25 protein-coding genes and 1 pseudogene are annotated in these 26,837 nt (G+C 68.3%); 12 read left to right on the forward strand and 14 right to left on the reverse strand.

Annotation, left to right across the window (positions count from 1 at the left end):
* The coding region (purL, locus tag A9X05_RS08855) for a phosphoribosylformylglycinamidine synthase subunit PurL (protein ID WP_067780689.1) at window positions 1–2,133 on the forward strand (2,133 nt) is incomplete at its 5' end.
* Between the two features lie 19 nt (window positions 2,134–2,152).
* On the forward strand, window positions 2,153–2,788 hold the full coding sequence (locus tag A9X05_RS08860; protein WP_067780693.1) for a CPBP family intramembrane glutamic endopeptidase: 636 nt from the start codon (window positions 2,153–2,155) through the stop codon (window positions 2,786–2,788).
* Here the strand turns inward: A9X05_RS08860 and A9X05_RS08865 are convergent.
* Entirely contained in the window at window positions 2,770–3,984 is a 1,215-nt protein-coding gene (locus tag A9X05_RS08865; RefSeq protein WP_067780696.1) for an MCE family protein, read from the reverse strand. The two genes, A9X05_RS08860 and A9X05_RS08865, sit on opposite strands and share 19 nt — an antisense overlap.
* A gap of 19 nt (window positions 3,985–4,003) precedes the next feature.
* Between A9X05_RS08865 and A9X05_RS08870 the strand changes: the two genes are divergently transcribed.
* The 3 genes from A9X05_RS08870 (at window position 4,004) to purM (ending at window position 7,234) form a co-directional block, all read left to right on the forward strand.
* A complete protein-coding gene (locus A9X05_RS08870) occupies window positions 4,004–4,393 on the forward strand; it encodes a sterol carrier family protein (protein ID WP_067752213.1) in 390 nt (129 codons plus the stop codon).
* A gap of 139 nt (window positions 4,394–4,532) precedes the next feature.
* Window positions 4,533–6,068 carry an amidophosphoribosyltransferase gene (gene purF / locus A9X05_RS08875; RefSeq protein WP_067752210.1) on the forward strand — a complete coding sequence of 512 codons (1,536 nt, stop codon included), beginning with the start codon at window positions 4,533–4,535 and terminating at the stop codon, window positions 6,066–6,068.
* A 71-nt stretch (window positions 6,069–6,139) separates the two neighbouring features.
* Window positions 6,140–7,234, forward strand: coding sequence for a phosphoribosylformylglycinamidine cyclo-ligase (purM, locus tag A9X05_RS08880; protein WP_067752207.1), 1,095 nt, complete (start codon window positions 6,140–6,142; stop codon window positions 7,232–7,234).
* A gap of 61 nt (window positions 7,235–7,295) precedes the next feature.
* Here purM and A9X05_RS08885 read toward each other — a convergent pair whose 3' ends face one another.
* Both A9X05_RS08885 and A9X05_RS08890 read right to left on the reverse strand, forming a co-directional pair.
* A complete protein-coding gene (locus A9X05_RS08885) occupies window positions 7,296–7,481 on the reverse strand; it encodes a DUF3073 domain-containing protein (RefSeq protein WP_067752204.1) in 186 nt (61 codons plus the stop codon).
* Between the two features lie 144 nt (window positions 7,482–7,625).
* Window positions 7,626–8,708, reverse strand: coding sequence for a folate-binding protein YgfZ (locus A9X05_RS08890; protein WP_067780700.1), 1,083 nt, complete (start codon window positions 8,706–8,708; stop codon window positions 7,626–7,628).
* A gap of 96 nt (window positions 8,709–8,804) precedes the next feature.
* Here A9X05_RS08890 and A9X05_RS08895 point away from each other — a divergent pair, with 96 nt between their 5' ends.
* Window positions 8,805–9,665, forward strand: a complete 861-nt coding sequence (locus tag A9X05_RS08895) for an aminodeoxychorismate lyase (protein ID WP_156675657.1) — start codon at window positions 8,805–8,807, stop codon at window positions 9,663–9,665.
* Window positions 9,666–9,907: 242 nt separating this feature from the next.
* On the opposite strand, the gene A9X05_RS08900 is transcribed toward A9X05_RS08895, so the two are convergent.
* From A9X05_RS08900 to lmeA, 8 genes are all read right to left on the reverse strand, one after another.
* Complete coding sequence (locus tag A9X05_RS08900; RefSeq protein ID WP_067780710.1) at window positions 9,908–11,425, reverse strand: sensor domain-containing protein; 1,518 nt, start codon at window positions 11,423–11,425, stop codon at window positions 9,908–9,910.
* A 140-nt stretch (window positions 11,426–11,565) separates the two neighbouring features.
* Window positions 11,566–13,941 carry a hypothetical protein gene (locus A9X05_RS08905; RefSeq protein ID WP_067780713.1) on the reverse strand — a complete coding sequence of 792 codons (2,376 nt, stop codon included), beginning with the start codon at window positions 13,939–13,941 and terminating at the stop codon, window positions 11,566–11,568.
* Window positions 13,942–14,070: 129 nt separating this feature from the next.
* Window positions 14,071–14,790, reverse strand: coding sequence for an FABP family protein (locus A9X05_RS08910; RefSeq protein ID WP_231975362.1), 720 nt, complete (start codon window positions 14,788–14,790; stop codon window positions 14,071–14,073).
* Between the two features lie 145 nt (window positions 14,791–14,935).
* On the reverse strand, window positions 14,936–15,238 hold the full coding sequence (locus A9X05_RS08915) for a DUF1416 domain-containing protein (protein WP_067269500.1): 303 nt from the start codon (window positions 15,236–15,238) through the stop codon (window positions 14,936–14,938).
* Between the two features lies 1 nt (window position 15,239).
* Window positions 15,240–16,073 carry a sulfurtransferase gene (locus tag A9X05_RS08920; RefSeq protein ID WP_067752190.1) on the reverse strand — a complete coding sequence of 278 codons (834 nt, stop codon included), beginning with the start codon at window positions 16,071–16,073 and terminating at the stop codon, window positions 15,240–15,242.
* A 34-nt stretch (window positions 16,074–16,107) separates the two neighbouring features.
* Window positions 16,108–16,578 (reverse strand): DUF4395 domain-containing protein, encoded by a 471-nt coding sequence (locus tag A9X05_RS08925; RefSeq protein ID WP_067780716.1) that lies wholly within the window; start codon window positions 16,576–16,578, stop codon window positions 16,108–16,110.
* A 108-nt stretch (window positions 16,579–16,686) separates the two neighbouring features.
* Complete coding sequence (locus tag A9X05_RS32670) at window positions 16,687–16,833, reverse strand: Ms5788A family Cys-rich leader peptide (RefSeq protein ID WP_368664923.1); 147 nt, start codon at window positions 16,831–16,833, stop codon at window positions 16,687–16,689.
* Between the two features lie 25 nt (window positions 16,834–16,858).
* A complete protein-coding gene (lmeA, locus tag A9X05_RS08930; protein ID WP_067780725.1) occupies window positions 16,859–17,671 on the reverse strand; it encodes a mannan chain length control protein LmeA in 813 nt (270 codons plus the stop codon).
* Between the two features lie 176 nt (window positions 17,672–17,847).
* Between lmeA and A9X05_RS08935 the strand changes: the two genes are divergently transcribed.
* From A9X05_RS08935 to pstB, 6 genes are all read left to right on the forward strand, one after another.
* Entirely contained in the window at window positions 17,848–18,624 is a 777-nt protein-coding gene (locus A9X05_RS08935; RefSeq protein WP_067752184.1) for a response regulator transcription factor, read from the forward strand.
* Window positions 18,621–19,535, forward strand: a complete 915-nt coding sequence (mshD, locus tag A9X05_RS08940; protein ID WP_067752180.1) for a mycothiol synthase — start codon at window positions 18,621–18,623, stop codon at window positions 19,533–19,535. Before A9X05_RS08935 ends, mshD begins: the two co-directional genes overlap by 4 nt.
* A 162-nt stretch (window positions 19,536–19,697) precedes the next feature.
* On the forward strand, window positions 19,698–20,825 hold the full coding sequence (gene pstS, locus A9X05_RS08945) for a phosphate ABC transporter substrate-binding protein PstS (protein WP_067752177.1): 1,128 nt from the start codon (window positions 19,698–19,700) through the stop codon (window positions 20,823–20,825).
* Between the two features lie 42 nt (window positions 20,826–20,867).
* Window positions 20,868–21,905 carry a phosphate ABC transporter permease subunit PstC gene (gene pstC, locus A9X05_RS08950; protein ID WP_067780719.1) on the forward strand — a complete coding sequence of 346 codons (1,038 nt, stop codon included), beginning with the start codon at window positions 20,868–20,870 and terminating at the stop codon, window positions 21,903–21,905.
* Entirely contained in the window at window positions 21,902–22,816 is a 915-nt protein-coding gene (gene pstA / locus A9X05_RS08955) for a phosphate ABC transporter permease PstA (protein WP_067752225.1), read from the forward strand. The genes pstC and pstA overlap by 4 nt, the downstream gene beginning before the upstream one ends.
* 13 nt (window positions 22,817–22,829) lie before the next feature.
* A complete protein-coding gene (pstB, locus tag A9X05_RS08960) occupies window positions 22,830–23,606 on the forward strand; it encodes a phosphate ABC transporter ATP-binding protein PstB (protein WP_067752171.1) in 777 nt (258 codons plus the stop codon).
* Between the two features lie 9 nt (window positions 23,607–23,615).
* Here the strand turns inward: pstB and phoU are convergent, their stop codons facing one another.
* From phoU to A9X05_RS08975, 3 genes and pseudogenes are all read right to left on the reverse strand, one after another.
* Window positions 23,616–24,284, reverse strand: coding sequence for a phosphate signaling complex protein PhoU (gene phoU, locus A9X05_RS08965; RefSeq protein ID WP_067752168.1), 669 nt, complete (start codon window positions 24,282–24,284; stop codon window positions 23,616–23,618).
* 56 nt (window positions 24,285–24,340) lie between these two features.
* Window positions 24,341–26,401, reverse strand: a complete 2,061-nt coding sequence (locus A9X05_RS08970) for an LCP family protein (protein WP_067780722.1) — start codon at window positions 26,399–26,401, stop codon at window positions 24,341–24,343.
* Between the two features lie 220 nt (window positions 26,402–26,621).
* Window positions 26,622–26,837: pseudogene (locus A9X05_RS08975) on the reverse strand (tRNA dihydrouridine synthase DusB); the annotation flags it as partial.

Raw genomic sequence — 26,837 nt, forward strand, 5'->3', positions numbered from 1 at the left:
GCGATGTACTCGGTGATGTGGAGTGAGCACTGCTCCTACAAGTCGTCCAAGGTGCACCTGCGCTACTTCGGCGAGACCACCACCGACGAGATGCGCGCGGGCATGCTCGCCGGCATCGGCGAGAACGCCGGCGTGGTCGACATCGGCGACGGCTGGGCCGTCACCTTCAAGGTGGAATCGCACAACCACCCCTCCTACGTCGAGCCCTACCAGGGCGCGGCGACCGGTGTCGGCGGCATCGTCCGCGACATCATGGCGATGGGTGCGCGACCCGTCGCGGTGATGGACCAGCTTCGGTTCGGCGCCGCCGACGCGCCGGACACGCGCCGGGTGGTCGACGGAGTTGTCCGCGGGATCGGCGGCTACGGCAACTCGCTGGGGCTGCCCAACATCGGCGGCGAGACCGTCTTCGACGCCTGCTACGCGGGCAATCCGTTGGTAAACGCGTTGTGCGTGGGCGTATTACGCCAGGAGGATCTGCACCTGGCGTTCGCCTCGGGCACCGGGAACAAGATCATCCTGTTCGGTGCGCGCACCGGCCTGGACGGCATCGGCGGGGTGTCGGTGCTGGCGTCGGACACGTTCGACAGCGAGGGATCGCGCAAGAAGCTGCCTTCGGTGCAGGTGGGCGACCCCTTCATGGAGAAGGTGCTCATCGAGTGCTGCCTCGAACTCTATGCGGGCGGCCTGGTGATCGGCATCCAGGACCTCGGCGGCGCCGGATTGTCATGTGCCACTTCAGAACTCGCATCGGCTGGCGACGGCGGTATGGCGATCGAGCTCGACACCGTCCCGCTGCGGGCAAAGGACATGACGCCCGCGGAGGTGCTCTGCAGCGAATCGCAGGAGCGGATGTGCGCCGTGGTCGCACCGGAGAACGTGGACGCGTTCTTGGCGGTGTGCCGCAAGTGGGACGTGCTGGCCACCGTGATCGGCGAGGTCACCGACGGCGACCGGTTGCGAATCAGCTGGCACGGCGAGACCGTCGTCGACGTACCGCCGCGCACGGTGGCGCACGAGGGGCCGGTGTATCAGCGGCCGGTCGCGCGTCCCGAGTCGCAGGACGCCCTGAACGCCGACCGGTCGACGAGCCTGCCGCGGCCAAAGACAGGGGAGGAGCTGCGCGCGACTTTGCTTGCGCTGCTGGGCAGCCCGCACCTGTGCAGCCGCGCCTTCATCACCGAACAGTACGACCGCTACGTGCGCGGCAACACCGTGCTGGCCGAGCACGCCGACGGCGGCGTGCTCCGCGTCGACGAGGCGACCGGCCGCGGCATCGCCCTGTCGACGGACGCATCGGGTCGCTACACGCTGCTCGATCCCTATGTCGGCGCGCAGCTCGCGCTGGCCGAGGCCTACCGCAACGTCGCGGTCACGGGCGCGACCCCGGTCGCGGTGACCAACTGCCTCAACTTCGGTTCTCCGGAAGATCCCGGGGTGATGTGGCAGTTCTCGCAAGCGGTGCGCGGGCTGGCCGATGGCTGTGCGGCCCTTGGCATTCCGGTGACCGGCGGCAACGTCAGCTTCTACAACCAGACCGGGTCGGCGGCCATCCTGCCCACACCGGTGGTCGGCGTGCTCGGCGTGCTCGACGATGTGGGCCGCCGCATCCCGACGGGCCTGGGCCGCGAGCCGGGGGAGACCCTGATGCTGCTGGGCGACACGCGCGACGAATTCGACGGTTCCATCTGGGCGCAGGTGAGCGCCGACCACCTGGGCGGGGTGCCGCCCGCGGTCGATTTAGCCCGCGAGAAACTGCTGGCCGAAGTGCTGAGCGCGGCGTCCCGCGACGGGCTGGTGTCCGCCGCGCACGACCTGTCCGAAGGCGGGCTTGCGCAGGCCATCGTGGAGGCGGCAATAGCGGGTGAAACCGGCTGCCGCATCGTGCTTCCCGAGGGTGCCGATCCGTTCGTCACATTGTTCGCCGAGTCGGCGGGCCGGGTTCTGGTGGCGGTGCCCCGCACCGAGGAGAGCCGCTTCCGGGCGATGTGCGAGGCGCGCGGGCTGCCCGCGGTGCGCATCGGCGTCGTCGACCAGGCCTCGGACGCGGTGGAGGTTCAGGGCCTGTTCACCGTGTCGCTGGCCGAACTGCGTGAGACGTCCGAGGCGGTGCTGCCGCGCCTCTTCGGATGAGCCGTAGCGACGAATCCTGATGGGCGAGAGCGACTTCCGTCGGATCCGCGCATTCGCATTGGCAGCCGCCCTGGTGGGCTGGAGCTTCGTCGGGCCCCGACTGCCCACGGGATGGCGGGTGACGACCCAAGCGGCCGCGGCCGGGGTGCTGGTGGTTGTGACGCGTGCACCGTTGGGGCTGACCGCGCCGCGGGTGTGGGCGGGGCTGCGGTTGGGCTCGGCGGCCGGGGCCGCCGCCGCGAGCGCGATCGCCGCAACGACGGCGGTGCCGAAGGTGCGGGCGTCCATGGCCGACCGTGAGCCGACCGGGTCGGTGGCCGGCTGGCTGCTGCTGCGCATCCCCGTCGGCACCGTGTGGGCCGAGGAGGCCGCGTTCCGCGCGGCCCTCACCACCGCCGCTTCCGCTGCCTACGGCAGGCCCGGCGCAAGGTTGTTGCAAGCGACCAGTTTTGGGCTCTCCCATGTCGCGGACGCTCGAGCAGCGGGCGACCCGGTGCTGGGCACCGTGTTGGTGACGGGCATCGCGGGCTGGCTATTCGGTTGGCTCGCAGACCGTTCCGGCAGCGTGGCCGCGCCCATGCTGGTGCACTTGGCCATCAACGAGGCCGGCGCGATCGCCGCGTTGGGCGTGCGACGTCACGGGTTGATGGTGTAGTCACCCAGCTGGCGGCCCCACACGTGCTCGGTGAAAAGTGGGGAGCCGAGCTCGAAGTGGTTATAGGGAGCCATGCTCGCGCCGGTGTCCATCACCAGCATTGGGGCCGGCCACAGTTCGCGAGTTATCGTCTGCCAACAGCCCGGCCTGCCGCCGGGACCGCCCCGGGCGTTCGTACGGGGCAGGTTCTCCGGCCAGATGTACGGGCTCGGCGCTCCGGTGATGCCGCCGGCCGCATGGGCGCCGAGCGAGTAGCCGTTGTCGCCGAGCGCGTTGTGAATCCTGGGCCCGACTTCGGCGAAATTCCTTATGGTGCAGAAGATTTCCGGGCTGTATTCGTCGAGCAGCTGGCTGGAGGTGACAAGATCGGTGGCCCCGCGCGCCAGGTAGGGGCCGCCGCTTCCGAAAACGTCGGCGCCCGCGCTGCCCAGCCCGGCCGCCGCCAGCAGCGCCGCGTCCAGATCGGCTTGCTGCCGGTTCAGCGTGCGCGCCACGGTCACCGCGTGGTCGAGGGCGTCCCAAAGGTCTGGCGAAGCGTTGGCGTAGGCCTCGCCGAGGGCGGCCAACCGCGCAACGTCGAGGCGGATCGCGGGCATGCGGGGGTTCACATCGTCGAGAATCGCGTTGCCGTTGACCAACGAGTCGCCAAACTTCTCGCCCAGTCCCGTCAGCGCTTGCGCCGCCGCGCTGAGCGTCAGGTTCACCTTGACCGGATCGACCTTCTCCGCGATCGACATGAGCGTCTCGAACACGGTGTTGAACTCTGTGGTCACCGCGGTCGCGTCGATCACGGTCGACGGTGTGATCGATTGCGCCGCGGGCTTGGGCGGCGAAGTCAGCGCGACGTACTTGTTGCCGAACACCGTTGTCGCTTTGATGGTGGCCGCCACGTTGGCCGGGATGAGCTCGAGATACCTGGGGCTGACATCCAGCGTCACCCTGGCGGCCGGCCTGCCGTCGCGGGTGATCTCCGAAATGCTGGCCACGCGGCCGATCTGGACACCGTTGTAGGTGACCTTGGAGCCGGGATCCAATACCAGGCCGGCCCGGGCCGCCACCATCGTCAGCTTCGTTGTCGGCGTGAGCTCGCCGCGAAACTGCAGATACAGCAGCGACCCGACCAACCCCATGATGACGAGCGTCACGAGGCCGACGGACTTGTACGGTGGCCCGCGCCGCAAGCGACGACGCTCCATGAGTTTGAGACCCTAGGGTATGGCCGCCCGTCAAAAGGCCGATCCGGCAAAGACCCGGCAGGCCGTGTTGGCCGTTGCGGACTGGTTGCGGGACGCGACCCGGCCCGTTCCCGATCGCGAGAGCCTCGGGGCCGCGGTCCGGCTCACCGCCCGCACCGTGGCAGCGGTGGCGCCCGGGGCCAGCGTCGAGGTGCGGATCCCGCCGTTTGTCGCGGTGCAATGCATCGCCGGCCCCAGGCACACCCGCGGCACGCCCCCCAACGTGGTGGAGACCGATCCGCGAACGTGGTTGCTGCTGGTGACCGGGATGCTGTCGTTCCACGAGGCGACGGACGCCGGTGCGCTGAGCCTTTCCGGCTCCCGCGCAGGTGAGATCGAACACTGTCTGCCCCTGTTCGATGTCAGCTGAATAGTAACCCTGAACTGCAGGTTTAGGGTGGTGCGAGGGAATTTTCGACGCGCAACACGCGCTGTGAATTCGCAGTCGACGGCGTTGGACCCGTAGACTCCGATACGTCACCAACCGTTCCCCGGGGAGCCGCCGAATCGTGACCGTCGCAGGAGCCGAAGCACCCGAGCAGGACCTGAACTCGCCCCGTGAAGAGTGTGGTGTCTTCGGGGTCTGGGCCCCCGGCGAGGATGTCGCAAAACTCAGCTATTACGGCTTGTACGCCCTGCAGCATCGCGGGCAGGAGGCCGCCGGGATCGCCGTCGCCGACGGGTCGCAGGTCCTCGTCTTCAAGGACCTGGGTCTGGTCAGCCAGGTGTTCGACGAGCAGACCCTCGCGGCGATGCCGGGCCACGTCGCCATCGGTCATTGCCGCTACTCCACCACCGGCGACACCACGTGGGAGAACGCCCAGCCGGTGTTCCGCAACACCGCCGCCGGCACGGGCGTTGCGCTGGGCCACAACGGCAATCTGGTCAACACCGCCGAGCTTGCCGCCCGCGCCCGCGACGCCGGGCTGATCGCGCGGCGTTGCCCCGCACCGGCGACGACCGACTCCGACATCCTGGGCGCACTGCTCGCCCACGGTGCCGCGGATTCCACGCTGGAACAGTCCGCGCTGGAGCTGCTGCCGACCGTGCGCGGCGCGTTCTGCCTGACGTTCATGGACGAGAACACGCTGTATGCGGCGCGCGATCCCCATGGGGTGCGGCCACTTTCGCTCGGACGCCTCGACCGCGGCTGGGTGGTGGCCTCCGAAACGGCCGCGCTCGACATCGTCGGCGCCTCGTTCGTGCGCGACATCGAGCCGGGCGAGTTGCTGGCGATCGACGCCGACGGGGTGCGTTCCACCCGGTTCGCCAACCCCACCCCGAAGGGCTGCGTCTTCGAGTACGTGTACCTGGCGCGCCCGGACAGCACGATCGCCGGCCGGTCCGTGCACGCCACCCGGGTGGAGATCGGTCGCCGGCTGGCCCGTGAATGCCCGGTCGAGGCGGACCTGGTGATCGGCGTTCCGGAGTCGGGCACCCCGGCCGCGGTCGGATACGCGCAGGAGTCCGGCATTCCGTACGGGCAGGGCCTGATGAAGAACGCCTACGTCGGGCGGACGTTCATCCAGCCGTCCCAAACCATCCGCCAGCTCGGTATCCGGCTGAAGCTCAACCCACTTCGCGAGGTGATCCGCGGCAAGCGGCTCATCGTCGTCGACGACTCGATCGTGCGCGGCAACACCCAGCGCGCGCTGTTGCGGATGCTGCGCGAGGCCGGCGCAGTGGAAGTTCACGTGCGGATCGCTTCGCCGCCGGTCAAATGGCCCTGCTTCTATGGCATCGACTTCCCGTCCCCGGCGGAGTTGATCGCCAACGCCGTGCAAGACAAAGAGGAAATGCTCGAAGCGGTGCGGCACGCCATCGGCGCCGACAGCCTCGGTTACATCTCGCTGCGCGGCCTGGTCGCGGCGTCCGAACAACCCGCGTCGCGGCTCTGCACCGCCTGCTTCGACGGCAAGTACCCGATCGAATTGCCCGAGGAGACGGCGTTGGGGAAGAACGTCATCGAGCACATGCTCGCCAACGCAGCGCGCGGGGCCGGGCTCGACGAACTGGCGCCCGACGAAGTGCCGATCGTCCACTGACGGCCTTCCGATCCGGCCCTTCCAAGACGTTTGATAACGGCGGTCGGCGGCGCCCGGTAGCCTTTATCGCGATGACGGATCCCGGAAAAAGCCCCGGACGTAACCCGGGCAGCCACGGCATTACCTACGCGTCGGCCGGGGTGGACATTGAAGCCGGTGACCGCGCCGTTGAAATGTTCAAGCCGCTGGCGACACGGGCCACCAGACCCGAGGTGCGGGGCGGACTCGGCGGGTTCGCAGGGCTGTTCGCTTTGCGCAACGACTACCGCGAACCGCTGCTCGCGGCGTCGACCGACGGCGTGGGTACCAAGCTTGCGGTGGCTCAGGCGATGGACAAGCACGACACCGTCGGCCTGGACCTGGTCGCGATGGTCGTCGACGACCTCGTGGTGTGCGGCGCCGAACCGCTGTTCCTGCAGGACTACATCGCGGTGGGCCGGACCGTGCCCGAACGCCTCAGCGCGATCGTCGCGGGCATCGCCGAGGGCTGCGTGCGCGCCGGCTGCGCTTTGCTCGGCGGCGAAACCGCCGAGCACCCCGGCCTGATGGAACCCGACCACTACGACATTTCGGCGACCGGTGTCGGCGTCGTGGAGGCCGACGACGTGTTGGGCCCCGACCGCGTCAAACCCGGCGACACCATCATCGCGATGGGCTCCTCGGGCCTGCACTCCAACGGGTACTCGTTGGCCCGCACGGTGCTACTCGAGATCGACCGGATGAACTTGGCCGGGTATGTCGAGGAGTTCGGCCGCACCCTGGGTGAGGAACTGTTGGAACCCACCCGGATCTACGCCAAGGACTGCCTGGCGCTGACAGCCGAAACCCACGTCCGCACGTTCTGCCACGTCACCGGCGGCGGGCTGGCCGGCAACCTGCAACGCGTCATCCCGCATGGCCTGGTCGCCGAAATCGACCGCGGAACCTGGACGCCCGCACCGGTGTTCGCCATGATCGCCCAGCGCGGTCGGGTCACGCGGGAAGAGATGGACAAGACGTTCAACATGGGCGTGGGCATGGTCGCCGTCGTCGCGCCCGAGGACACCGACCGGGCCCTGGCCATTTTGACGGCCCGCCACTTGGACTGCTGGGTGCTGGGAACCGTCTGCAAAGGCGGCAAAGAGGGCCCGCGGGCAAAGCTCGTCGGACAGCATCCGCGATTTTAGAGGACGGGAGTCGAGCCGGCGCCGTGCCGAAGCCGATTAGACCGGCGCAGCGACGTCAGTTCTAGCGGCGCCAGTCGTCGCTGTCTTCCCAGGAGTCGCCGACGCCGTCGTCCTCCAGCTCTGTGGAATCGTCGGCACCCGTTCCTGACAACTCGCGCTGAAGCCGCGTGAAGTCGGTTTGCGGGGAACTGTATTTGAGTTCTCGAGCAACCTTGGTCTGCTTTGCCTTAGCCCGGCCGCGGCCCATGGGGGAACCCCCTCGCGCAATAACGGAGCGGCCCGAATCAGGCGGCTCCGATCTCCTGGTGTCGTTATTGTCCTGCCGACAGTTTACCGTGCCTTACGGTCGGGCGTCGGTGCCCCCTGCCGCTGTGGCGCACTTCATCGAGGATTATCTCGCACCGCCCCGCAACCGTTCAACGGCGAGCCGTCCCGCGCCGATGTGTTCCGTTGCCGGCAGCGAATCGGCGTCGATGACCGCCGCCACCGAGGACTGGGCGCCGGTCGCAAGTTCGGTATCGGCCGGCACCCCGCGCTTGAGCAGCGCGAGGGCTACGGGCCCGAGGTCCACGTGATCCACCACGGTCCCCAGGCGGCCGACGGTGCGCCCGCCGGCGAGCACCGGATCTCCCGTGGCCGGCCGCTCCACCGAACCGTCGAGGTGCAACAACACCAGCATCCGGGGCGGTTTCCCGAGGTTGTGCACCCGCGCGACGGTCTCCTGCCCCCGGTAGCAGCCCTTGTCGAGGTGGACCGCAGCACCGACCCACTCCACCTCGTGCGGAATCGTGCGCTCATCGGTGTCGACGCCCAGTCGCGGGCGCAGCGCCGCCACGCGGTGCGCCTCGTAGGCCCAAACCCCCGCCGGCCGCAGCCCCGCCTGCACGAGGCGTTGCTGCCAGCCAGCCGATTCGCCGCGCGGGACCACCAAATCCAGTTCGATCTGGCCGGCCGGGGCGCCCGCCATCCTGCGCACGAACCCACCTCCGGAGACCGGGACCGCCGTCAGCTCGGCGGGCAGGGCGTCCAGCCCCAGCACGTCTAGCACCGCCCGGTCGGCCAGCCGCGGCCCGAGCAGTGAGAGCACCGCCATGTCGGCGGCGGCCGGGCTCACATCGGACCAGAAGACCATCTTGCGCAGGTAATTCAGCAGCGGCTCACCCCGCCACGGCTCGGTGTCCAGGTAGGTGGTGCCCCCGAGTTCGGTCTGGATCCAGTGGTCCTCGACGCGGCCCTGCCCGTCCAGGCTGAGGTTTTGCGTGCTGGCGCCCTCGGGCAGCTCGCTGACGTGCTGGGTGGAGATGCTGTGGAGCCACTTCTGGCGATCGCCGCCGGTCAGCGTGAGCACCGCGCGGTGCGAGCGGTCCACGACGACCGCGCCGGTCTCGGCCGCGCGCTGCTCGCCGAGGGGATCGCCGTAATGCCAGACGGCGCCCGCGTCGGGGCCGGCATCTGGTGCGGGTACTGCGGACACACGTCAACTCTACGGACCTTGATGCCCGGTGCGCCGAGCGTGCGGGCAGCCTCACGTTCACGGCTAGGCTTTACCTCCATGGCAGGCCAGACGGGTGTGATCGTCACGCTGGACGGCGCGATACATCCGCCGGATGCCCCGCTGCTGCACGCCGACGACCTGGCGGCGGTTCGCGGCGACGGCGTCTTCGAGACGCTGTTGGTCCGCGACGGCAGGCCCTGCCTGGTCGAGTCGCATCTGCAGCGGCTGACCCAATCGGCGAGGCTGATGGACCTGCCCGAACCCGACCTGCCCAGCTGGCGCGCTGCGATCGATGCGGCCAGCAGTGAGTGGGTGGCCGCCACCGCCGACGAAGGGGCGATGCGCCTGATCTACACCCGAGGCCGGGAGGGTGGAACCGCCCCGACCACCTACGTGATGGTCAACGCGGTTCCCGAACGAGTCACCGCGGTGCGGCGCGAGGGCTTGGCCGCGGTGATGCTGGACCGCGGACTGCCCGCGGCCGGTGCCGACGCGATGCCATGGCTGCTCGCCGGCGCCAAGACCCTGTCCTACGCGGTCAACATGGCCGCCCTGCGTCATGCCGCCCGGCAAGGCGCCGGCGACGTGATCTTCGTCAGCTCGGACGGCTACATCCTGGAAGGCCCGCGCTCGACGGTGGTGATCGCGACCGGATCCGGTGGGGACCTGTGCCTGCTGACGCCGCCGCCGTGGTATCCGATTCTGCGCGGCACCACGCAGCAGGCCCTTTTCGAGGTGGCCAGGGCCAAAGGGTACGACTGCGACTATCGGTCCCTGCGTCCCGCTGATCTCCATGCCGCGCAAGGGATCTGGTTGGTGTCGAGCATGACGCTGGCCGCCCGCGTGCATACGCTCGACGGCCGCCCGTTGCTTCGGTCGCCGTTGGCCGCCGAGTTCGCCGCATTGGTCGACTCGGCGATCGTCAGCGATCGCTAAGCGCTGAATTGTGTTGTCGGCTTGCGGAATCGCGGGTACGGTCGGCCGTACACAAGAAGGGAGGTGGTCCGCGAAATTGATAGCTTCATGGACATGTGAGGTGGCTGCGCGCTAGCAGCAGTGGCTTGCGAAGAGCTGGCGGCATACGCGCGCTAGCGAATTCCCCGCAGCCACCCGGCCCCCGAGCTTCCGGTCTGTCCAACCAGGAGCCTTGCTCGGGGGCCGCTCCATGTCTGGAGCCGTTACTGGCTCACCTTCGCGGCAATCTGCCCGGCGAGCTTGCCCGCCTGACCCGTCTCGGCGTCGGGGCCGCACAGCAAGAGGTCCACGACCACACTGGACGCCGCGTGCAGCGCGTGATGGCAGATGCGGGTTCCGTCCGCCTGCGTCCGCTCCTGGAAGATCTTCGGCACGGCCCCGGTGACCTCACCGAACTTCCATTCGCTGGTCTTGCCGTTGTAAGTCAACGTGATCGATTGCCCGGAGCACGCCTTCCACCTGTCCGCCGAAGCCTGCACGAACGCGGTCGCCTTGTCCGGCGAGGAGAACTGCACGACAGCTTCGTACACGCGGTGAGCCTGGGTCTCGCCGGGGCTGTGTACGGCTTGAGCGCTTACCCCGGTGTAGCCGTCCGCGTCCTTGTAGGACGATTCTTCGATGGGTTCGAATTCGCCCTTGCAATCCGGGTTGGACAGCGTCGGCCTGAAGTTACGCAGTTGCGCGGCCTTCTCCGAGACCACCAAATTCGGGTCGCCGATGACGGCGCCGACATCGGCGGCGCCGAGGAGGTAGGCGTCCAGCTTCGAGGCGTTCCCGGAATTGGGGTCGTTCGGCGCGGGGTTGGCGGCGGTCTGAGCCGACGTCCCACCGGTGCCGGCCTTCGGGGCGGGCTTGGTCTTGCCGCCCTGCGTGGCGAACACGACGACGATCGCGATCACCGCGATCACCGCTGCGGCGGCGCCGCCGATGATGAGCAGCCGCTTATTGGATCCGGCCGCCGGCTGCGGCGCCGCGGTTCCGGCGGACGGCGTCGCGGCGGCCGGTGCTGCGGCCGCCGCCGGTGCCTGCGACTTGCCCGCGGCCGCGGTCGTCGGCGAACCGCCCTTGGCCTCGATCTCGGCCAGCACGTTGTCGATTTCGGTGCGGGTCCGGTAGGTGACGTCGTGGCGCAGGCGCAGCATGCGCAACAGCTGGGCGATGTCGCCGCGTGCGCTGGGGTCATCCCCGTCCTCGTCGAGTCCCTGCCTCAGCTCGATCAGAAGTTGGGTCTGCTGCTGCGGGCTGAGCTCCTTTTCGGCGAGGGTGTTACCCAACCGGGTGATGTACCCGAACGGCACCGGCGGCTCTTCGGGCAGCGGATCGGGCAGCGGCACCGGCTTGCCTTGCAGCGCGTGTACCGCAGTCACGAGTTGAATCCCGGCGTCGACGGTCGGTTCGCGGTAGTCGATGATCTGCAACGCGGCAAGGGGATTCACCCGCATGCTGTCGATGTCGCCGATCCGAACCGGAAGGATCGGCCGATTGAGCGCCCTGGCGTACCGCAACTCGGCCTGACTGGGCTTGGACTGCAGCCAGTTGTTGGACAGCGCCACGATGAACACGTCACACGAGCGGATCTGCTCGAGGATCTTGTTCCACCAGGAGTCACCGCCGCCGAGCTCTTGATCGAACCAAACCTGTTGTTGCCCGCGGCGAAGCGCGGTCGTCAGGGCGTCGACCGTCGCCCTGTCCTGGCTCGAGTAGCTGATGAACAGCGGCATCGCGGTCTCCTACGGGGAGGCGTAGCAAACGAAGGGGCGGTATCGGCGCGTGCGGCTATTGCGCATGCGCCGATACCGTATCAGTGTCCGGGGGTATCGGACTGCGCAAATTCGCGGCCATTTGCGCGCGCAGCCCAAACTCAGCCGCGGCCGCCGTCCACGGCGGAAGCCTCCTCGGGCGGGCGGAATTCCGCATAGCGGCGGGCGAATTCGTCTCCGGGGACCGGCCATTGTTCGCCGGTGGATCCGCGGACCACCCAGTCGCCCTCCGCCGCGGTTGTGGGACCCTCCAAGGTGTTTATGGTCTCGCCCGGGTAGGCGGGGCGCGCTTGGACGCGACCTTTTCGCCGCCAGCGCCCTTCGCCGGCGGGCTCGTAGGTGTCCTTGAAGATGTCGTCGCGCACCGACCACACCTTGCCGTCCTCCTGGACGGCCCAGTCGCCGGCGTCGGCGCGCATGATGTGTCCCGAATCCGACGTCCATGTCCATGGGGCGCTTCGTTGTTCGGCGGCCACCGTTCCGACCCTTGTGAACGATTGCCAGAGCGGCCGCGACCGGAAGCCCAACTGCCGCAGGCTCCATAACGTGCCCGCCAGGCTGCGGACGGCGGCGTTGAGTAGGGCCGGGTTGCTTTCGACCGCCGACCAGTCGACCAGCTTGTCGTGGATCTTGCGCGAATCGTCTCGCGGCGAACCGTATTTCCAGCCGTTGCGGCGGTAGTAGCGGCACCAATCCTCATGCTCGGCGCGGGCCATGCTCATTGCCGAATCGTGGTCGAAGCCCATGAGCGCGAGTTGTTCCAAGGGCGGCAGGTCCGCCATCTCGTGGCCGGACAGCTGCGCGGGCGGACTGCCCCAGGTGTTCCAGGTGTGCCCCGCGATCTGCTCCACCATCCACAGCGCGTTGCGCACCTGACGCCGGTTGGACCCGCGGTAGAACTCGTTGAGCTCGGCCCACGGCATCGCGGCCGGGGATCGCGGCGCGTCCGGGTCGATCGTCGAGACGTAGCGCTCGTGGATCAACCTCGCCGCGCGCTCCCAGGCGTCCTGTACCTGGCCCTCCTGGGTGTCCAGGACCAGCGAGTAGGACTGCAGCCGACCCACCACCTGGATCGAGTCGTCGCTGATGCTGGTGTTCAGGTCCGAGGCGTAGATGGGCATGTCGGGGAAGCGGGCCGCCAGCCTCGCGGCGGTCGTCGCGGCGTGGGAGTCGACGAAGATCACGGCACTGGTCGCGGGGTCGGCGTCGCCGATCAGCTTCAGCATGGTGGGAACGGTCGGTGTCTCCGCGGTTGCGTCGATCGCCGGTCCCTCCGAGGCGAATCCGGCCTGCCGCCGGTGGAACTCGTGATCCGCCAAATACTCGCCGGCGTCTTTTTCGACCAGCGTGAGCGCGGGCAACGGGACCGCGCCGGGCGGGGTGTAGAAGTCGCGTTCCAGGGCGCGCTGCGTCAGGTCCGCGCACAGAGCCAGCGTCAATTGCGAAGTACCGCAAATGAATACGCGTTTCGTTCGCCCGCTCGCGATAATGCCGTCGAGCAGCCTGCCCGCGGTCACCTCGTACTTCCCGACCACGTCGGCGGCCCATCGGGTGTCCGACCCGCCGAACTGCTGGGCCCGCCAGGCCTGGGCCAGCCAGGGATCGTCCATCCGCACGATCAGCGGCAACCGCCGTTTGCGGGCGACCTCGTCGAGCCGGCGGCTGATCAGGTCCAGCCACAGCAGGTTGATCGCCGGGTCGGGCGCCATCAGATACAGCCGGGATAGGTTGCGCCACAGCCGCAACGACACCAGCGTCGCGGGGTTGTTGAAGTCCACCAGAACCACCCGCGCGCCCTGCCTGCGGGCCCGCTGCACCCGGTCGTCGCTGGCGCCGGTGAGGACGACCAGCGTGCCGCGCCGGTCCAGCGTCCGGGCGACCGCGCTGATCATCGACTGCGTGTCCGCGTCGACCCCGACGACGGCCGTGACGGAATCGGCCAGGTTCGCCCGCAGCCGGTCCACCTGGGACCGGAAGACCCCGACGACGACGCCGCCCAACCCGGTGAAGATCGCCGACAGCGCCGCGATTCGGGCCAGCTCCAGGCCGACCGGTGTCGGGTTCGGACAGGTTCGCCCGCCCACCGAGAAGTCACCGGTGCCGCCCTTGACCAGGCTGGCCGTCGCCATCAGCGGGGTGAACAAGGCCGGATGGTTGGCGTCGTGACAACCCCAGTAGGACGTGAGGCCCAGGACCGCCGTCATCGGGACCAGGCCTGCGATCAGGGTGAACGAAACCCCCACCATCCGATGGCTTCCGCCGGACCGGAAGGTCAGCACCGACGCGGCGATCAGCACGGTCACCACGATCGCCAGCGTCGGCATCGATCCGGGCCTGCCGAACCACGCCAGGGCCGGGGGCAGCGCGTCGATGATCCCGGGCTGCAGGTCCAATACGGCCAAATAGACGATGAGGAGCAGCCCGACCGCGGTTACGCCCCAGCGCAAGATGGGCGAGGGTGTCCTGGTGGGGGGCATCCGCCGATCTCCCTTCGCGCGGTATCGGCTGTTCGGACGTCGAACAGTACACGCAAAAGATCGGCCGAAGGCAATGATTCCGGGCCCGCGCACATCGCCGAGTTGCCCACGCGGGCAACGGGTCGGCGGTTATCCCGCGTAGCGGGAGAGCCGGGCGGAAAGGTGCGGCACCAGGCCGCCGTCTGCGTCCACCCGCTCCTCGACGTAGGCCAGGTCGCCGCCCTCGACGATGCCGTAGAGCCGTTTGGCGCCACCGACCAGGACGCCCGACCGGCTGCGGGCAAGTGCGTCGGTCACCAGCTCCCACGACGACTGATTGCGCGGTCGGCCGTAGAACAGCTCCACATAGCCGGCCGAATGGGCCAGCAGTAACTCGATCGCCTGGGATTCGCTGGGATCGTCGGGATCGCTGACGAAACGCCAGAACCCGGTCTCCCGCAGGCCGCGCTCCTGGTAGTCGCCCGCCTCGCTGAGCCGCCACGAGCGGGATTCCCAATTCAGGTAGTCGCCGCCGTCGTGCGAAACCACGATCTGCTGGCCGAACCGGTAATCCCCGTCGTGTGCGCGGCCCTCGCCGTGCCCGCGCCACACACCCACCAGCGGCAACAGCGCCAGCAGGGCGTCGTTCAGGTTGGCGCCTTCACGCAAGTTGGCGGTGTCGGCGGGAAGCGGCAGATCGTCGAAGGCGGGAATGTTGCGGCCGGCGGTCAGCTTGGCGCGCTCAGCGGCGGCAGCCACCGCGCGATCGCCGGAGCTCGCAGAACCCAGTGGTTCGTCAGAAGTCGTCCGCCACTCCTCACCGTCGCTAGCGGAAGGTACCCCCACCGGATCGTCGTCCGCGCGAGTCACGATTCGTCGGTGATGAGCCGGTACAGCGTGTACAGCGCGAACCATGAGATCACCACGACGGCCACGACCAGCATGATCTCGAAGAAGAGCACCACGGGGACAAGTCTATTCGCCCCGCGCGATCCCGGTCAGGGCAGCCGGGGTCTCAGGCGATCTTGACGTCCACCTCGTGGATGCCGGCGCCCGACGGACTCACCACGGCGTTCCCGTTGCCGGAGGCCGACAGCGCGCGCAGCGTCCAGGACCCCGGCGCCGCGAAGAACCGGAAGTCACCCGTTGCCGACGCGACGACCTCGGCGGTGAACTCGTCAGACGAGTCGAGCAGGCGGACGAAGGCGCCGCCCACCGCCTGGCCATCGCTGTCCACGACGCGGCCGGTGATCACCGTTTCCTTCTCCAAGTCGACGCTGGCGGGCAACGTCACTCCTTGTTTCGGGGCAGAGCACATATCAGCTTCCCAACTCGATCGGGGCACCCACCAGGGAGCCGTATTCCGTCCAACTTCCGTCGTAGTTCTTGACGTTTTTGTGGCCGAGTAATTCCCGGAGCACGAACCAGGTATGCGAAGACCGCTCGCCGATCCGGCAATACGCGATCGTTTCCTTGGAGCCGTCCAGGCCGGCGTCGGCGTAGAGCTTGGCCAATTCGTCGTCGGACCTGAACGTGCCGTCCTCGTTGGCCGCCTTGCTCCACGGCACGTTGATCGCCCCGGGGATGTGGCCGGGCCGCTGGCTCTGCTCCTGCGGCAGATGCGCCGGCGCCAGGATCTTGCCCGAGAACTCGTCGGGCGAACGCACGTCGACCAGGTTCTTGGTGTTGATGGCCGCGATGACCTCGTCGCGGAACGCGCGGATGCTGTTGTCCGGCGCGGCCGCGGTGTACGAGGTGGCCGGCCTGCTGACGGTGTCGCTGGACAGCGCGCGCCCGTCGAGCTCCCACTTCTTGCGGCCGCCGTCGAGCAGCTTGACGTCGGCGTGCCCGTACAGCTTGAAATACCAGTAGGCGTAGGCGGCGAACCAGTTGTTATTGCCGCCGTAGAGGATCACGGTGTCGTCGTTGGCGACGCCACGTTCGCTGAGCAGCTTCGAAAACTGCTGCGCGTCGACGAAGTCGCGCTTGACGGGGTCCTGCAAGTCGGAACGCCAGTCGAGCCTGATCGCACCGGGGATGTGGCCGGTGTCGTATGCGCTGGTGTCCTCGTCGACTTCGATGAAGACGACGCCGGCGGCGTCGAGATTGCTCTCGGCCCAGTCCGCGGAGACCAGGACGTCGGAGCGTGCCATGCGGTGATCCTTTCGATCGCTTTCTATGAACGGGTCATGCCGTGTGCGCGGCGCCTCGGAAGCGCGCCACCAGCGGGTAGAGCTGGCAGCCCAGGCAGATGCCGAAGGCCGCATTCAGGAAGGCGGCGGTCAGCGCCGCGGCGGTGGCGATGACGCCGACCACGAAGGCGCCCGCGGCGAACGCGACGACGCCGACGACCGCGAAGATCAGGCCGACGAGTTGGGCGAACTTCAGCGGTGCCACCGGTTCGCGTTCCCCGACGGGCCCGAGCCGGGGCGCCACGAAGCGGGCGAAGATCCGCCCGTACGGGTGCTTGCGCGGGCCGCCGACGGCTCCGATGGCGAAGATGATCGCTTGGACGCCGAGAATCGCCGCCGCCGCCAGCGGACTGACGGCGGAGAAGGCGAGGGTGATCACCAGGACTGCGGTCGTGACCCAGGCGGCGAACCTGGGACCCCGCACGTCGACGACGTCTGGCTGGGTGGTGGTGTTGCTGCTCGGCACGGTACTACTCCTGGATACGCCTGTTGCTTATGGGAACGAACGACGGGAGACGGGCCTCGGTAACGTTCCGGGGTTGCTCCGAGTGCTTACGCGAAAGCGCGCGGCGACTCAGCAGCTACAGCGACAGCAACAGCCCGCGGTGCGGCACAGATCGACTGCGCGGCGTTGGGTGAGCAGGGGCTCAAGGCGGGCTAGCACGTCGGCAAGCTTACCGAATGACCGACGGCGATCAAATTTGCGGCGGGTGCCGCTCACCCCGCGCGCCCCGGCGATGACCGGGTCACGACTGCTTGAAGCCGTCCAGGCTGACGGTGACCCCGTAGCTGATGCCCTCGATGATGACGTCGGAGCCGCGCGCCCCCTCGGTCTTGGGTGCCACCCCGAAGGGAAGCCGCTGGTTGGGCACCCGGGTCGTGAAGGCCCGCAGCACCGCATCCCGCTTGTCATCCGGAACCGGTTGATCCGCGGTGTCCGCGCCGGTCAGAACGCCGGTCGGGGTGATCACCAGCGTCGCCTGGTCGTCCGGGGCGATGGACAGGTCCACCGAGACGCTGACCCGGTGTTCGAAGTCGGCCGAGTGCGGGGTGCCGCTGAACACCACACCGTGGCTGTCGGAGATGCCCGACGCGGTGACGCCACCGGTGGCGGTGTTGGTTTCCTTGGGGGGCGCCTCGACCATCAGATCGCTGATGCCCAGGTACCGGCCCAGGTGCGTCGAGTCGATGATGACGCGGCTCTCCAGTTTGCCCACCGGCAGCTTGGCATCGGGCCCGATCAGCCACGACGCGTGGCTCAGGTCGACCGAGTACATCGTGGCTTCGAGGGTGGCCTTGCCGACCGTCGCGTGGTCGACGGCGTTGGCCTTGATCTCCAGCTGGTTGTAGTGGTCGCGCATCGCCTGCGGGATGAACGGAAACGCCACGATCGCGACGAACGGGTCGGACCGCAAATGGGCCGCTTTGCGCACGCTGCACGACAGCCGGTATTCGGCGTAGATGCTGCTCCCGTAGTCCACGGCGACGGCCCCGGCCACCACCACGGCCACGGCGATCGCCACGCCCGCCACCGCCACCGCCACCTTGCGCACCCGCACATTGTCGCGTAACCCTGAGCCCGAGCTGTCGCGGACCACCCGGGTGGCGGCGCTCACACTGCGTCGTCGCCGCACCAAAGTGGCAGGTGGCAAGTTATCGTTAGATGACCTGGCAACTAACGCGTCGTTGCGTTGCGAATTGTGAAGATGCCGTTCTCCCGAGTTGGAGGGGCTAGTTGGAGCTATTACTGCTGACCTCGGAGCTGCATCCCGACCCGGTCCTGCCGTCGTTGTCGTTGCTTCCCCACGCCGTCCGGACGGCGCCGGCGGAACCGTCCTCGTTGCTCGAGGCCGGGACAGCGGACGCCGTACTGGTGGATGCGCGCACCGACCTGTCGTCGGCGCGCGGACTCTGCCGTCTGCTGAGCACCGCCGGCCGTTCGGTCCCCGTCCTGGCCATTGTGAGCGAAGGCGGCCTGGTGGCGGTCAGCGCGGACTGGGGGCTGGACGAGATCCTGCTGCCGAGCACCGGGCCCGCCGAGATCGATGCCCGGCTGCGGCTGGTTGTGGGTCGCCGTGGCGGGCTGGCCGACCAGGAAAGTGCCGGCAAGGTGAGCCTGGGCGAGCTGGTGATCGACGAGGGCACCTACACCGCGAGGTTGCGGGGCCGCCCACTCGACCTGACCTACAAAGAGTTCGAGCTGCTCAAATACCTGGCGCAGCACGCGGGACGCGTCTTCACCCGCGCGCAGCTGTTGCACGAAGTGTGGGGATACGACTTCTTCGGCGGCACCCGCACCGTCGACGTGCACGTGCGTCGCCTGCGCGCCAAGCTCGGCCCCGAATACGAGGCGTTGATCGGGACCGTTCGCAACGTCGGCTACAAGGCCGTCCGGCCGGCACGAGGACGCGCGCCGATCGCGGACTCGGCGGAGGACGAACCCGCCGACGACATCGAGTCCGACTCCGAGGATTTGCAACAGCCGCTGGGCGACCCGTTGCGCAGTCAGTGACCGCGCCCGCCTGGCGCCCGACGCTGACCGCTGACGAACAACGGCAGATACGCGAACTCATCACGGCCGCAACCGAATTCGACGGAGTCGCGCCCGTCGGTGAACAAGTGCTGCGCGAATTGCCGCACGACCGCACCGGGCACCTGCTGACCACCGGGCCCGACGGGGTCGTCGGCTACCTCAATCTGTCGCGCGACCCAGAAGCGGCGATGGCGGAACTGGTGGTCCACCCCCGCGCCCGCAGACAAGGTTTCGGGACCGCGCTGGCGCGGGCGGCGTTGGCCGAGACCGCCGCAAGCAACCGGTTCTGGGCGCACGGCACGCTCGAGCCCGCCCGCGCCACCGCGGCCGCGCTCGGTCTGGTTGCGGTCCGCGAGCTGCTGCAGATGCGACGCACGCTGCGCGACATCCATGACTTGGTGCGCCCCGTGGCCGGGGTGCGGGTCCGCACCTACGCGGGCACCTCCGACGACGCCGAGCTGCTGCGCGTCAACAACGCCGCCTTCGCCGACCACCCCGAACAGGGCGGCTGGACCGAAGCCCAGCTGGCCGAGCGGCGCGACGAACCGTGGTTCGACCCGGCCGGTCTGTTCCTGGCGTTCGACGACTCCGATACCAAACAGGCGGGCAAGCTGCTGGGCTTCCACTGGACCAAGGTGCACCCCGATCAGCCCGGCTTGGGCGAGGTCTACGTGGTAGGCGTCGACCCGGCCGCGCAGGGCCGGGGCATGGGTCAGATGCTGACGGCCATCGGCATCGAGTCGTTGGCGCACCGGCTGGCCGGTGCGGCCGATCCGACCGTGCTGCTCTACGTGGAGTCCGACAACCGCGCCGCGGTGCGCACCTACCAGCGCCTGGGTTTCACCACCTACAGCGTGGACACCGCCTACGCGGTCGCTTCGGCCGACTGACCATGGGCGGGAGGCGGGCTCTTGCCCCCGGTTGTTCACCTGCGCTTGCTAGTGACAAGTAGCCGTGGGCTGCGGCGGAGCATAGATTCGCGACGACCTGGCAACCTCATGGGAGACGGCCGGCGGCACGCGGGCACGACAACGCGTCAGGAAGCGAGATCGGTGAGGCTCGACAGGGGAGGCAGGGCGCTGGCCGCGCTGGTCGTGGCGGTGGCCGTAGGCAGCGGCGCGCTGACCGGCTGTGGCAGCGATCAGAACCGCCGCGGGGCGTCGCCCGCGGCCGCGTCCGGGCCCACGGGCACCGCGGGGTGCAGCGGTAAGAACAAGCTGACGGCGGAGGGTTCGACGGCACAACAGAACGCGATGGCGCTGTTCAACCAGGTCTGGGGGCAGTACTGCCCGGGCAAGAGCGTGTCGTACAACCCGACCGGTTCCGGCGCCGGGCGCGAGCAGTTCATCGCCGGCCATGTCGACTTCGCGGGCGCCGATTCCCCGCTCGCCGCGGACCAGATCGGTCCGGCCTCCGCGCGCTGCGATGGAAACCCGGCCTGGGACCTGCCGCTGGTGTTCGGGCCGATCGCCCTGGTCTACAACCTCGCCGGGGTGCCGGGGTTGGTGGTCAGCAGCGACGCGCTGGCCAAGATCTTCAGCGGGCGGATCATGGCGTGGAACGACCCGATCCTGGCCGCCCTCAATCCCGGCGTCGCACTGCCCGACACCAAGATCACGCCGATCTACCGGACGGACTCGTCGGGAACCACCGACAACGTGCAGAAGTTTCTGACGGCCGCCGCACCGCAGAGCTGGACCAAGGGCGTGGGCACCGAGTTCCAGGGCGGGGTCGGCGAGGGGGCCACCAAGTCGGCCGGTGTCGTGCAGGCGGTGCGGGCCACCCCGGGCGCGATCGGTTACGTCGAGAAGGGCTTCGCCGACCAGGCCGGCCTGCCCTACGCCCAAATCGGCACCAACAAGGGTGGCGTCATCCCGCTCACCAACGAGACCGCTGGGAACGCCGTGCGGGCGGCCAATTTCGTCGGCGCCGGCAACGACCTGGTGCTCGACCTGAATGCGATGTACAGCTCCCAGGACCCGCGGTCCTACCCGCTGGTTCTGGCGACGTACGAGATCGTCTGCTCGAAGGGCTCCGACGCGGACACCTCAGGGGCCATCAGGTCGTTCCTCACGGTGGCCGCCGGCAGCGGGCAGGCCGACCTTCCCTCGGCCGGCTATGTTCCGCTGCCCGATAAGGTCAAGGAGCGGCTGGTTGCCGCGATCAACGCCCTGCAGTGACCGAGTGGCCCCGGGCGTAAGGAGCGACAGAACTGTGCCGGGATCACGGTGACCACGCCAAACCCCACCGACGCCGGCTCGGGCGCGACCGTGGCCGCGCCGTTCCCCGAGGCGCCGCTGATTCCGATCAACCCGTGGGGACAGACCCGGCCACACATCGGGGATCGGGTGTTCCGCTGGCTCGCCAACGGTTCGGGCCTCCTGATCGTGGTGGTGATCGGCGCGATCGGCGGATTCCTGCTGCTGCGCGCGATACCGGCGTTGAAGCGCAACCGGGAGAACTTCTTCACCTACGACGGCAACTGGGTCACCACCGACACCTCGGCGATGCACTTCGGCATCTCCGATCTGCTGAAGGTCACCGTGTTCGTGTCGGCGTTCGCGTTGCTGCTCGCCATGCCGGTCGCGCTGGGCGTCGCCATCTTCATCACGCAGTACTCGTCGCGGCGCACGGCCAGCCCGTTGGCCTATGCCGTCGATCTGCTGGCCGGGGTTCCCTCCATCATCTACGGCGCGTGGGGCCTCTACGTCCTGGCGCCGCAGTTGCGACCCGTCGCCACCTGGCTCAACCGATCGCTGGGTTGTTGCTTTTTGTTCGCCGACGGCAACACGTCGGTGGCCGGTGGCGGCACCATCTTCACCGGCGGCATCGTCCTGGCGGTGATGATCCTGCCGATCATCACCGCCGTCACCCGCGAGGTGTTCGTCCAGACACCGCATGAGCAGATCGAGGCCATGCTGGCGCTCGGCGCCACCCGCTGGGAAGTGGTGAAGACGATCGTGCTGCCGTTCGGGTGGTCGGGCTACATCAGCGCGGCGGTGCTGGGGCTGGGCCGCGCCCTGGGGGAGACGGTCGCGCTGCTGATCATCCTGCGCGGCACCCAGGCAATGTTCGGCTGGTCACTGTTCGACGGGGGCTCTACCGTCGCGACCAAGATTGCGGGCACCGCCGCCCAATTCAACGACCAATACAAGGCCGGCGCGTACATCGCCGCGGGGCTGGCGCTTTTCGTGCTCACGTTCCTCGTCGACGCACTGGCGCGTGGCGCCGCGGCCGGTACCCGATGGGGCGCCCGATGACCTCGATGCTGGACCGCCCGCTGAAGCCGCGCACGTTCTCGCGGCCGAGCCGGCGCCGACGGGCCGCGGATCACGTTGCGCTGGCACTGGTTTCGCTGTCGATGGTGATCGCGGTGACACCCCTGCTGCTGGTGCTGTACTCGGTGGTCGCCAAGGGGTCCAGGGCGATTGCATCGACCGTTTGGTGGACGCACTCGCAAGCGGGCATGACCGCCTTCGTGGCCGGCGGCGGCGCCTACCACGCGATCGTGGGCACGCTGTTGCAGGGATTGGTATGTGCGGTCATCTCCATCCCGGTCGGCATCATGCTCGCGATCTACCTGACCGAATACGGCGGCGGCACCGCGCTGGGCAGGCTGGCCACGTTCATGGTCGACATCCTGAGCGGAGTGCCCTCGATCGTGGCGGCTTTGTTCGTCTACGCCCTGTTCGTTGCCACGCTGGGCATGCCCCGCTCCGAGTTCGCGGTGTCGTTGGCCCTGGTCCTGTTGATGCTCCCGGTGATCGTGCGAGCCACCGAGGAGATGCTGCGAATCGTCCCGGTGGATCTGCGCGAGGCCAGCTATGCGCTCGGCGTACCGAAGTGGAAGACGATCCTGCGGGTGGTGATCCCCACCGGGCTGTCCGGCATCATCACCGGCATCATGCTGGCGACGGCCCGGGTGATGGGCGAGACGGCGCCGCTGCTGATCTTGGTCGGCTACGCGCAGTCTATGAACTTCGACATCTTCAGTGGCTTCATGGGGACGCTACCCGGCATGATGTACAACCAGACCAGCGCCGGCGCGGGCGTGAGCCCGGTCCCCACGGATCGGTTGTGGGGTGCCGCCCTAACCCTCATCCTGGTGATCGCCACAATCAATGTCGGGGCCCGAGTGATAACGAAATTGCTCGGCACCAAGAAGTCATAGGTAGGAGCAGTCAGTGGCCAAACGGTTGGACCTCAAAGCCGTCAACATCTACTACGGTTCGTTTCACGCGGTCGCGGATGTGACGCTGTCGATCCTGCCGCGCAGCGTCACGGCGTTCATCGGCCCGTCGGGTTGCGGCAAGACGACGGTGCTGCGCACGCTCAACCGGATGCATGAGGTGGTCCCCGGCGGGCGCGTTGAGGGCAACGTGCTCCTCGACGACGAGGACATCTACGGCGCCGGAGTCGACCCGGTCGGCGTGCGCCGGGCGATCGGAATGGTGTTTCAGCGGCCGAACCCGTTCCCCGCCATGTCGATTCGTGACAACGTGGTGGCCGGTTTGAAGCTGCAGGGTGTGCGCAATCGCAAGGTGCTCGACGAGACGGCCGAGTACTCGCTGCGCGGGGCGAACCTGTGGGATGAGGTCAAGGACCGGTTGGACAGGCCGGGCGGAGGGTTGTCCGGCGGGCAGCAACAGCGCTTGTGTATCGCGCGGGCGATCGCCGTGCAGCCAGACGTGCTGCTCATGGACGAGCCGTGCTCCGCGCTGGACCCGATTTCGACGATGGCCATCGAGGAACTGATCAGCGAGCTCAAGCAGGACTACACCATCGTCATCGTCACCCACAACATGCAGCAGGCCGCGCGGGTCAGCGACTACACCGCGTTCTTCAACCTGGAGGCCGTCGGCAAGCCGGGGCGGTTGATCGAGGTCGACGACACCGAGAAGATCTTCTCCAACCCCAGCCAGAAGGCGACGGAGGATTACATCTCCGGCCGCTTCGGCTGATCCGGCCGCCTATTGCGAGGCCGGTTTCGTCTCCTCTTCGGGGAGCTTTCCGGTCGCCTGAAAGATGACGCGCCTGGCCACTTCGACGGCGTGGTCGGCGAAGCGCTCGTAGAACCGGCCCAGCAGGGTGACATCGACCGCGGCCGCCACCCCGTACTTCCATTCGCGGTCCATCAGCACCGAGAACAGGTGGCGGTGCAGATCGTCCATCGCGTCGTCCTCTTCGCGAATCCGGGCGGCCTTCTCCGGATCGCGGGACATCACCACCTCTTGCGCGCTGTTGCCCAATTCGACTGCGACCCGGCCCATTTCGGCGAAGTAGCCGTTGACCTCTTCGGGGAGCGCGTGCTGGGGGTGCCTGCGGCGGGCGATCTTTGCGACGTGCAGGGCCAGCGCGCCCATCCGGTCGATGTCGGCCACCATCTGGATCGCGCTCACGATGGACCGCAGGTCACCGGCGACCGGTGCCTGCAAGGCCAGCAGCACGAAGGCGCTCTCCTCGGCGCGGGCGCTCAGCGTGGCGATCTTTTCGTGGTCGGAGATCACTTGCTCGGCCAGCACCAGGTCGGCCTGCAACAGGGCTTGGGTGGCTCGCTCCATGGCGATACCCGCCAGCCCGCACATCTCGCCGAGCTGCTCGGATAACTCCGAGAGCTGCTCGTGGTAGGCGGTCCGCATACCGCCAAGCCTACGTTCCCGGGGCCGAAAACGGGCGGCGGAGCGCCCAAAAGCGCTTACTCGCAGGTGGTGTCGGCAGCGTTGGTGACGGTCAGGTCCTCGGGGAGCTTGGCCGGTGCGCTGCCGGACCCGCGTTCGATCTGCAGGCTGATCGATGACCCGCTCGGCTGCGGGGTGGCGACCGACTTGAAGTCGGGTCCGAGCACTACCTGAACGACCTGCCCGTAGCCGGAAACGCGCTGAACCCTCGCGTTGGCGAACGACGACGCGACGGTCGCCGCGGCCTGCTCGTTGCCGGCCGAGAACAACACCGTCGTCGTGTTGATCGAGCTCGGATAATCGTCCGGCGTCATCACGTTGAAGCCATTGCGCTTGAGCTGGCTGGTGGCCGTGGCGGCCAGGCCGCTCTGCGTCGTCGCGTTGGACACCCGCACCGTGACGTCGCCCGGCGTGGTCGTGGTCACCTGCTCGTGCCGGGCCTCCGGGGCCGCGGTGGGGCCCGGCGTTTGCTTGGGGGCGGGCGCCTTCGTCTGACCGGACTTGTCGTCGGATGTCCCCAAATTCTTTGCGTTCTGGTCGTTTTCCTCGGGCAGCGGATCGTCGTTGATGATGGCGTCGAACAGCGCCCGCATATCACCCATGCGCGGCGGTTCGTCGCCGTTCTGGTCGGTCACACCGGTCGGCACCGTGACGAAGGTGACGTGCCCGGCCGCCATCCCCTGCAACGACTGCCCCAGCTGGATCAGGTCCTTCGACTGCACGTTGTCGACGACGGTGTCGCTGATGAACATGTTGACGACGTTGTTGAGCTTGTTGAGGTCGAGCAGGGTGTCCTCGGAGATCAGCGAGCGCAGCAGCGACGACAGGAACAGCTGCTGGCGTTTGATCCGGCCGTAGTCCCCGTTGGTTTCGGTGGTGACCTGGCGAGCCCGCACGTAATTCAGGGCGGTCGGGCCGTCGAGGACTTGGCGGCCGCCGTGATCGAGCACCGTGCCCAGCTCATAGTCGTGCAACGCGGATTTCGAGCACACCTCCACGCCGCCCAGGGCGTCGACCATCTTGGCGAACCCGGCGAAGTCCACGGCGATGAAGCGGTTGATGCTCAAGCCGGACAATTTCTGGATCTCTTTGACCAGACATTTCGGGCCGCCGAAGGCGAATGCCGAGTTCAGTTTGGTCTCGGTGTAAACCATTTTCGGGCCCCAGGTCTTGGTCTTCGCGTCGTAAAGGGGCCCGTACTTGCCCGTGTCCGGGTTCCATGCCTCGCATTGCATCGGGGTGATCGCCAGGTCGCGGGGGAACGACACCGCCACCACCCGTTTGCGGTTGGCCGGAATGTTGACCAGCATCACCGTGTCCGATCGCGCGCCGCCGGCGTCTTCGGTGTCACCGGCGCCCATGTTGGCGTTCTCGCCGGCGCGCGAGTCCATGCCGACGATCAAGAAGTCTTCGTCGCCGTATTGCCCGTTGCGGTCGCGAATGTCATCCGACCCCTGGTCGAGCGCGCTGACGGTGTTGAGCCGGGCGTTCTTGGACGTGCTCCACTGCCACGCCCCGCCGGTCAACGCCACGGCCAGCACGGCAAACAGCGCCGCCACCGAGCGAGCGGCCAGCAGCATCGGGCGGTGGCGGCGGCGCGGTTTACGCGCGTGATCGTCGGGAGTTCCCTCGGCTGGCGGCCCGTCGCCGTTTCGGCCGTCGCCGGCCTCGAGGTCGGGAAGCTCCGAGATTACGTCGAGCGAGTAGGCGAGGTCCTCGATAACCTGCGTCTGCTGCAACTCGACCGGGAGGTCCGATTCGGCCTCGGCGGGCCCGGGTTCGGGCTCCGGTTCGAGTTCGAGTTCGGGTTCGGGCTCCGGTTCGGCGTGGCGGTGCGTGGACCGGCCGGTCGACGGGGCGCCCAGCTTCGCGATCAGGTCGGCGACGCTGAGCCCGCCGCCGGTGTGTGACCCGGATCCTTCGTCGTCGGCTGCGGACGGCTGGACGGTCTCGACGGCGGCGCCGGTCTGCCATAGGTGCAGGCTGTAGTCGGACGGGGGCTCGGAGAACCGCTCCCACGGGGCGGCGCCCAGCGCGGCCCGCCGAGCGTCGCGAGTGGCGTCCTCGGCGTCACTCATGTCCTACCGGCCTCCGAAGCTCTGATGCGGATGTCAGCGTGTCCGTGCGCAATGCCGTCCCAGCGCTCGGCATTCTCGGCGCTGCGGCTCGTGCCACCCGTGGGTGGCACTCCTTTGTCGCGCTCCGACGGCGGTGCGTTACCGATCCGCCAGAACGCGCCATGCAGCAAGGTCCACATCGTACTGAGTTATCGGTCCGGACGCGATTTCGAGCGGTCGATCAGCCGCCGGAGTGCATCACGTCGGCGCCGGCCGGCACGGTGCAGTCGTCGGGGTCCGTCAGCCAGCCTTCGGGCAGCGCCACGCGGGCGGGTGACCCCTGCCGGCCCCGGGGGCCGCTCGCCGCGTCCGGGAAGGGGACCGTGCCGTCCAATTGGCTTAGCAGAGAATCGAGTTCGTCGAGCGTCTTGACCATCGCCAGCGCCCGGCGCAGCTC

The organism is Mycobacterium sp. E3298 (assembly GCF_001666895.1).
In the GTDB taxonomy this organism is placed as follows: Bacteria; Actinomycetota; Actinomycetes; order Mycobacteriales; family Mycobacteriaceae; genus Mycobacterium.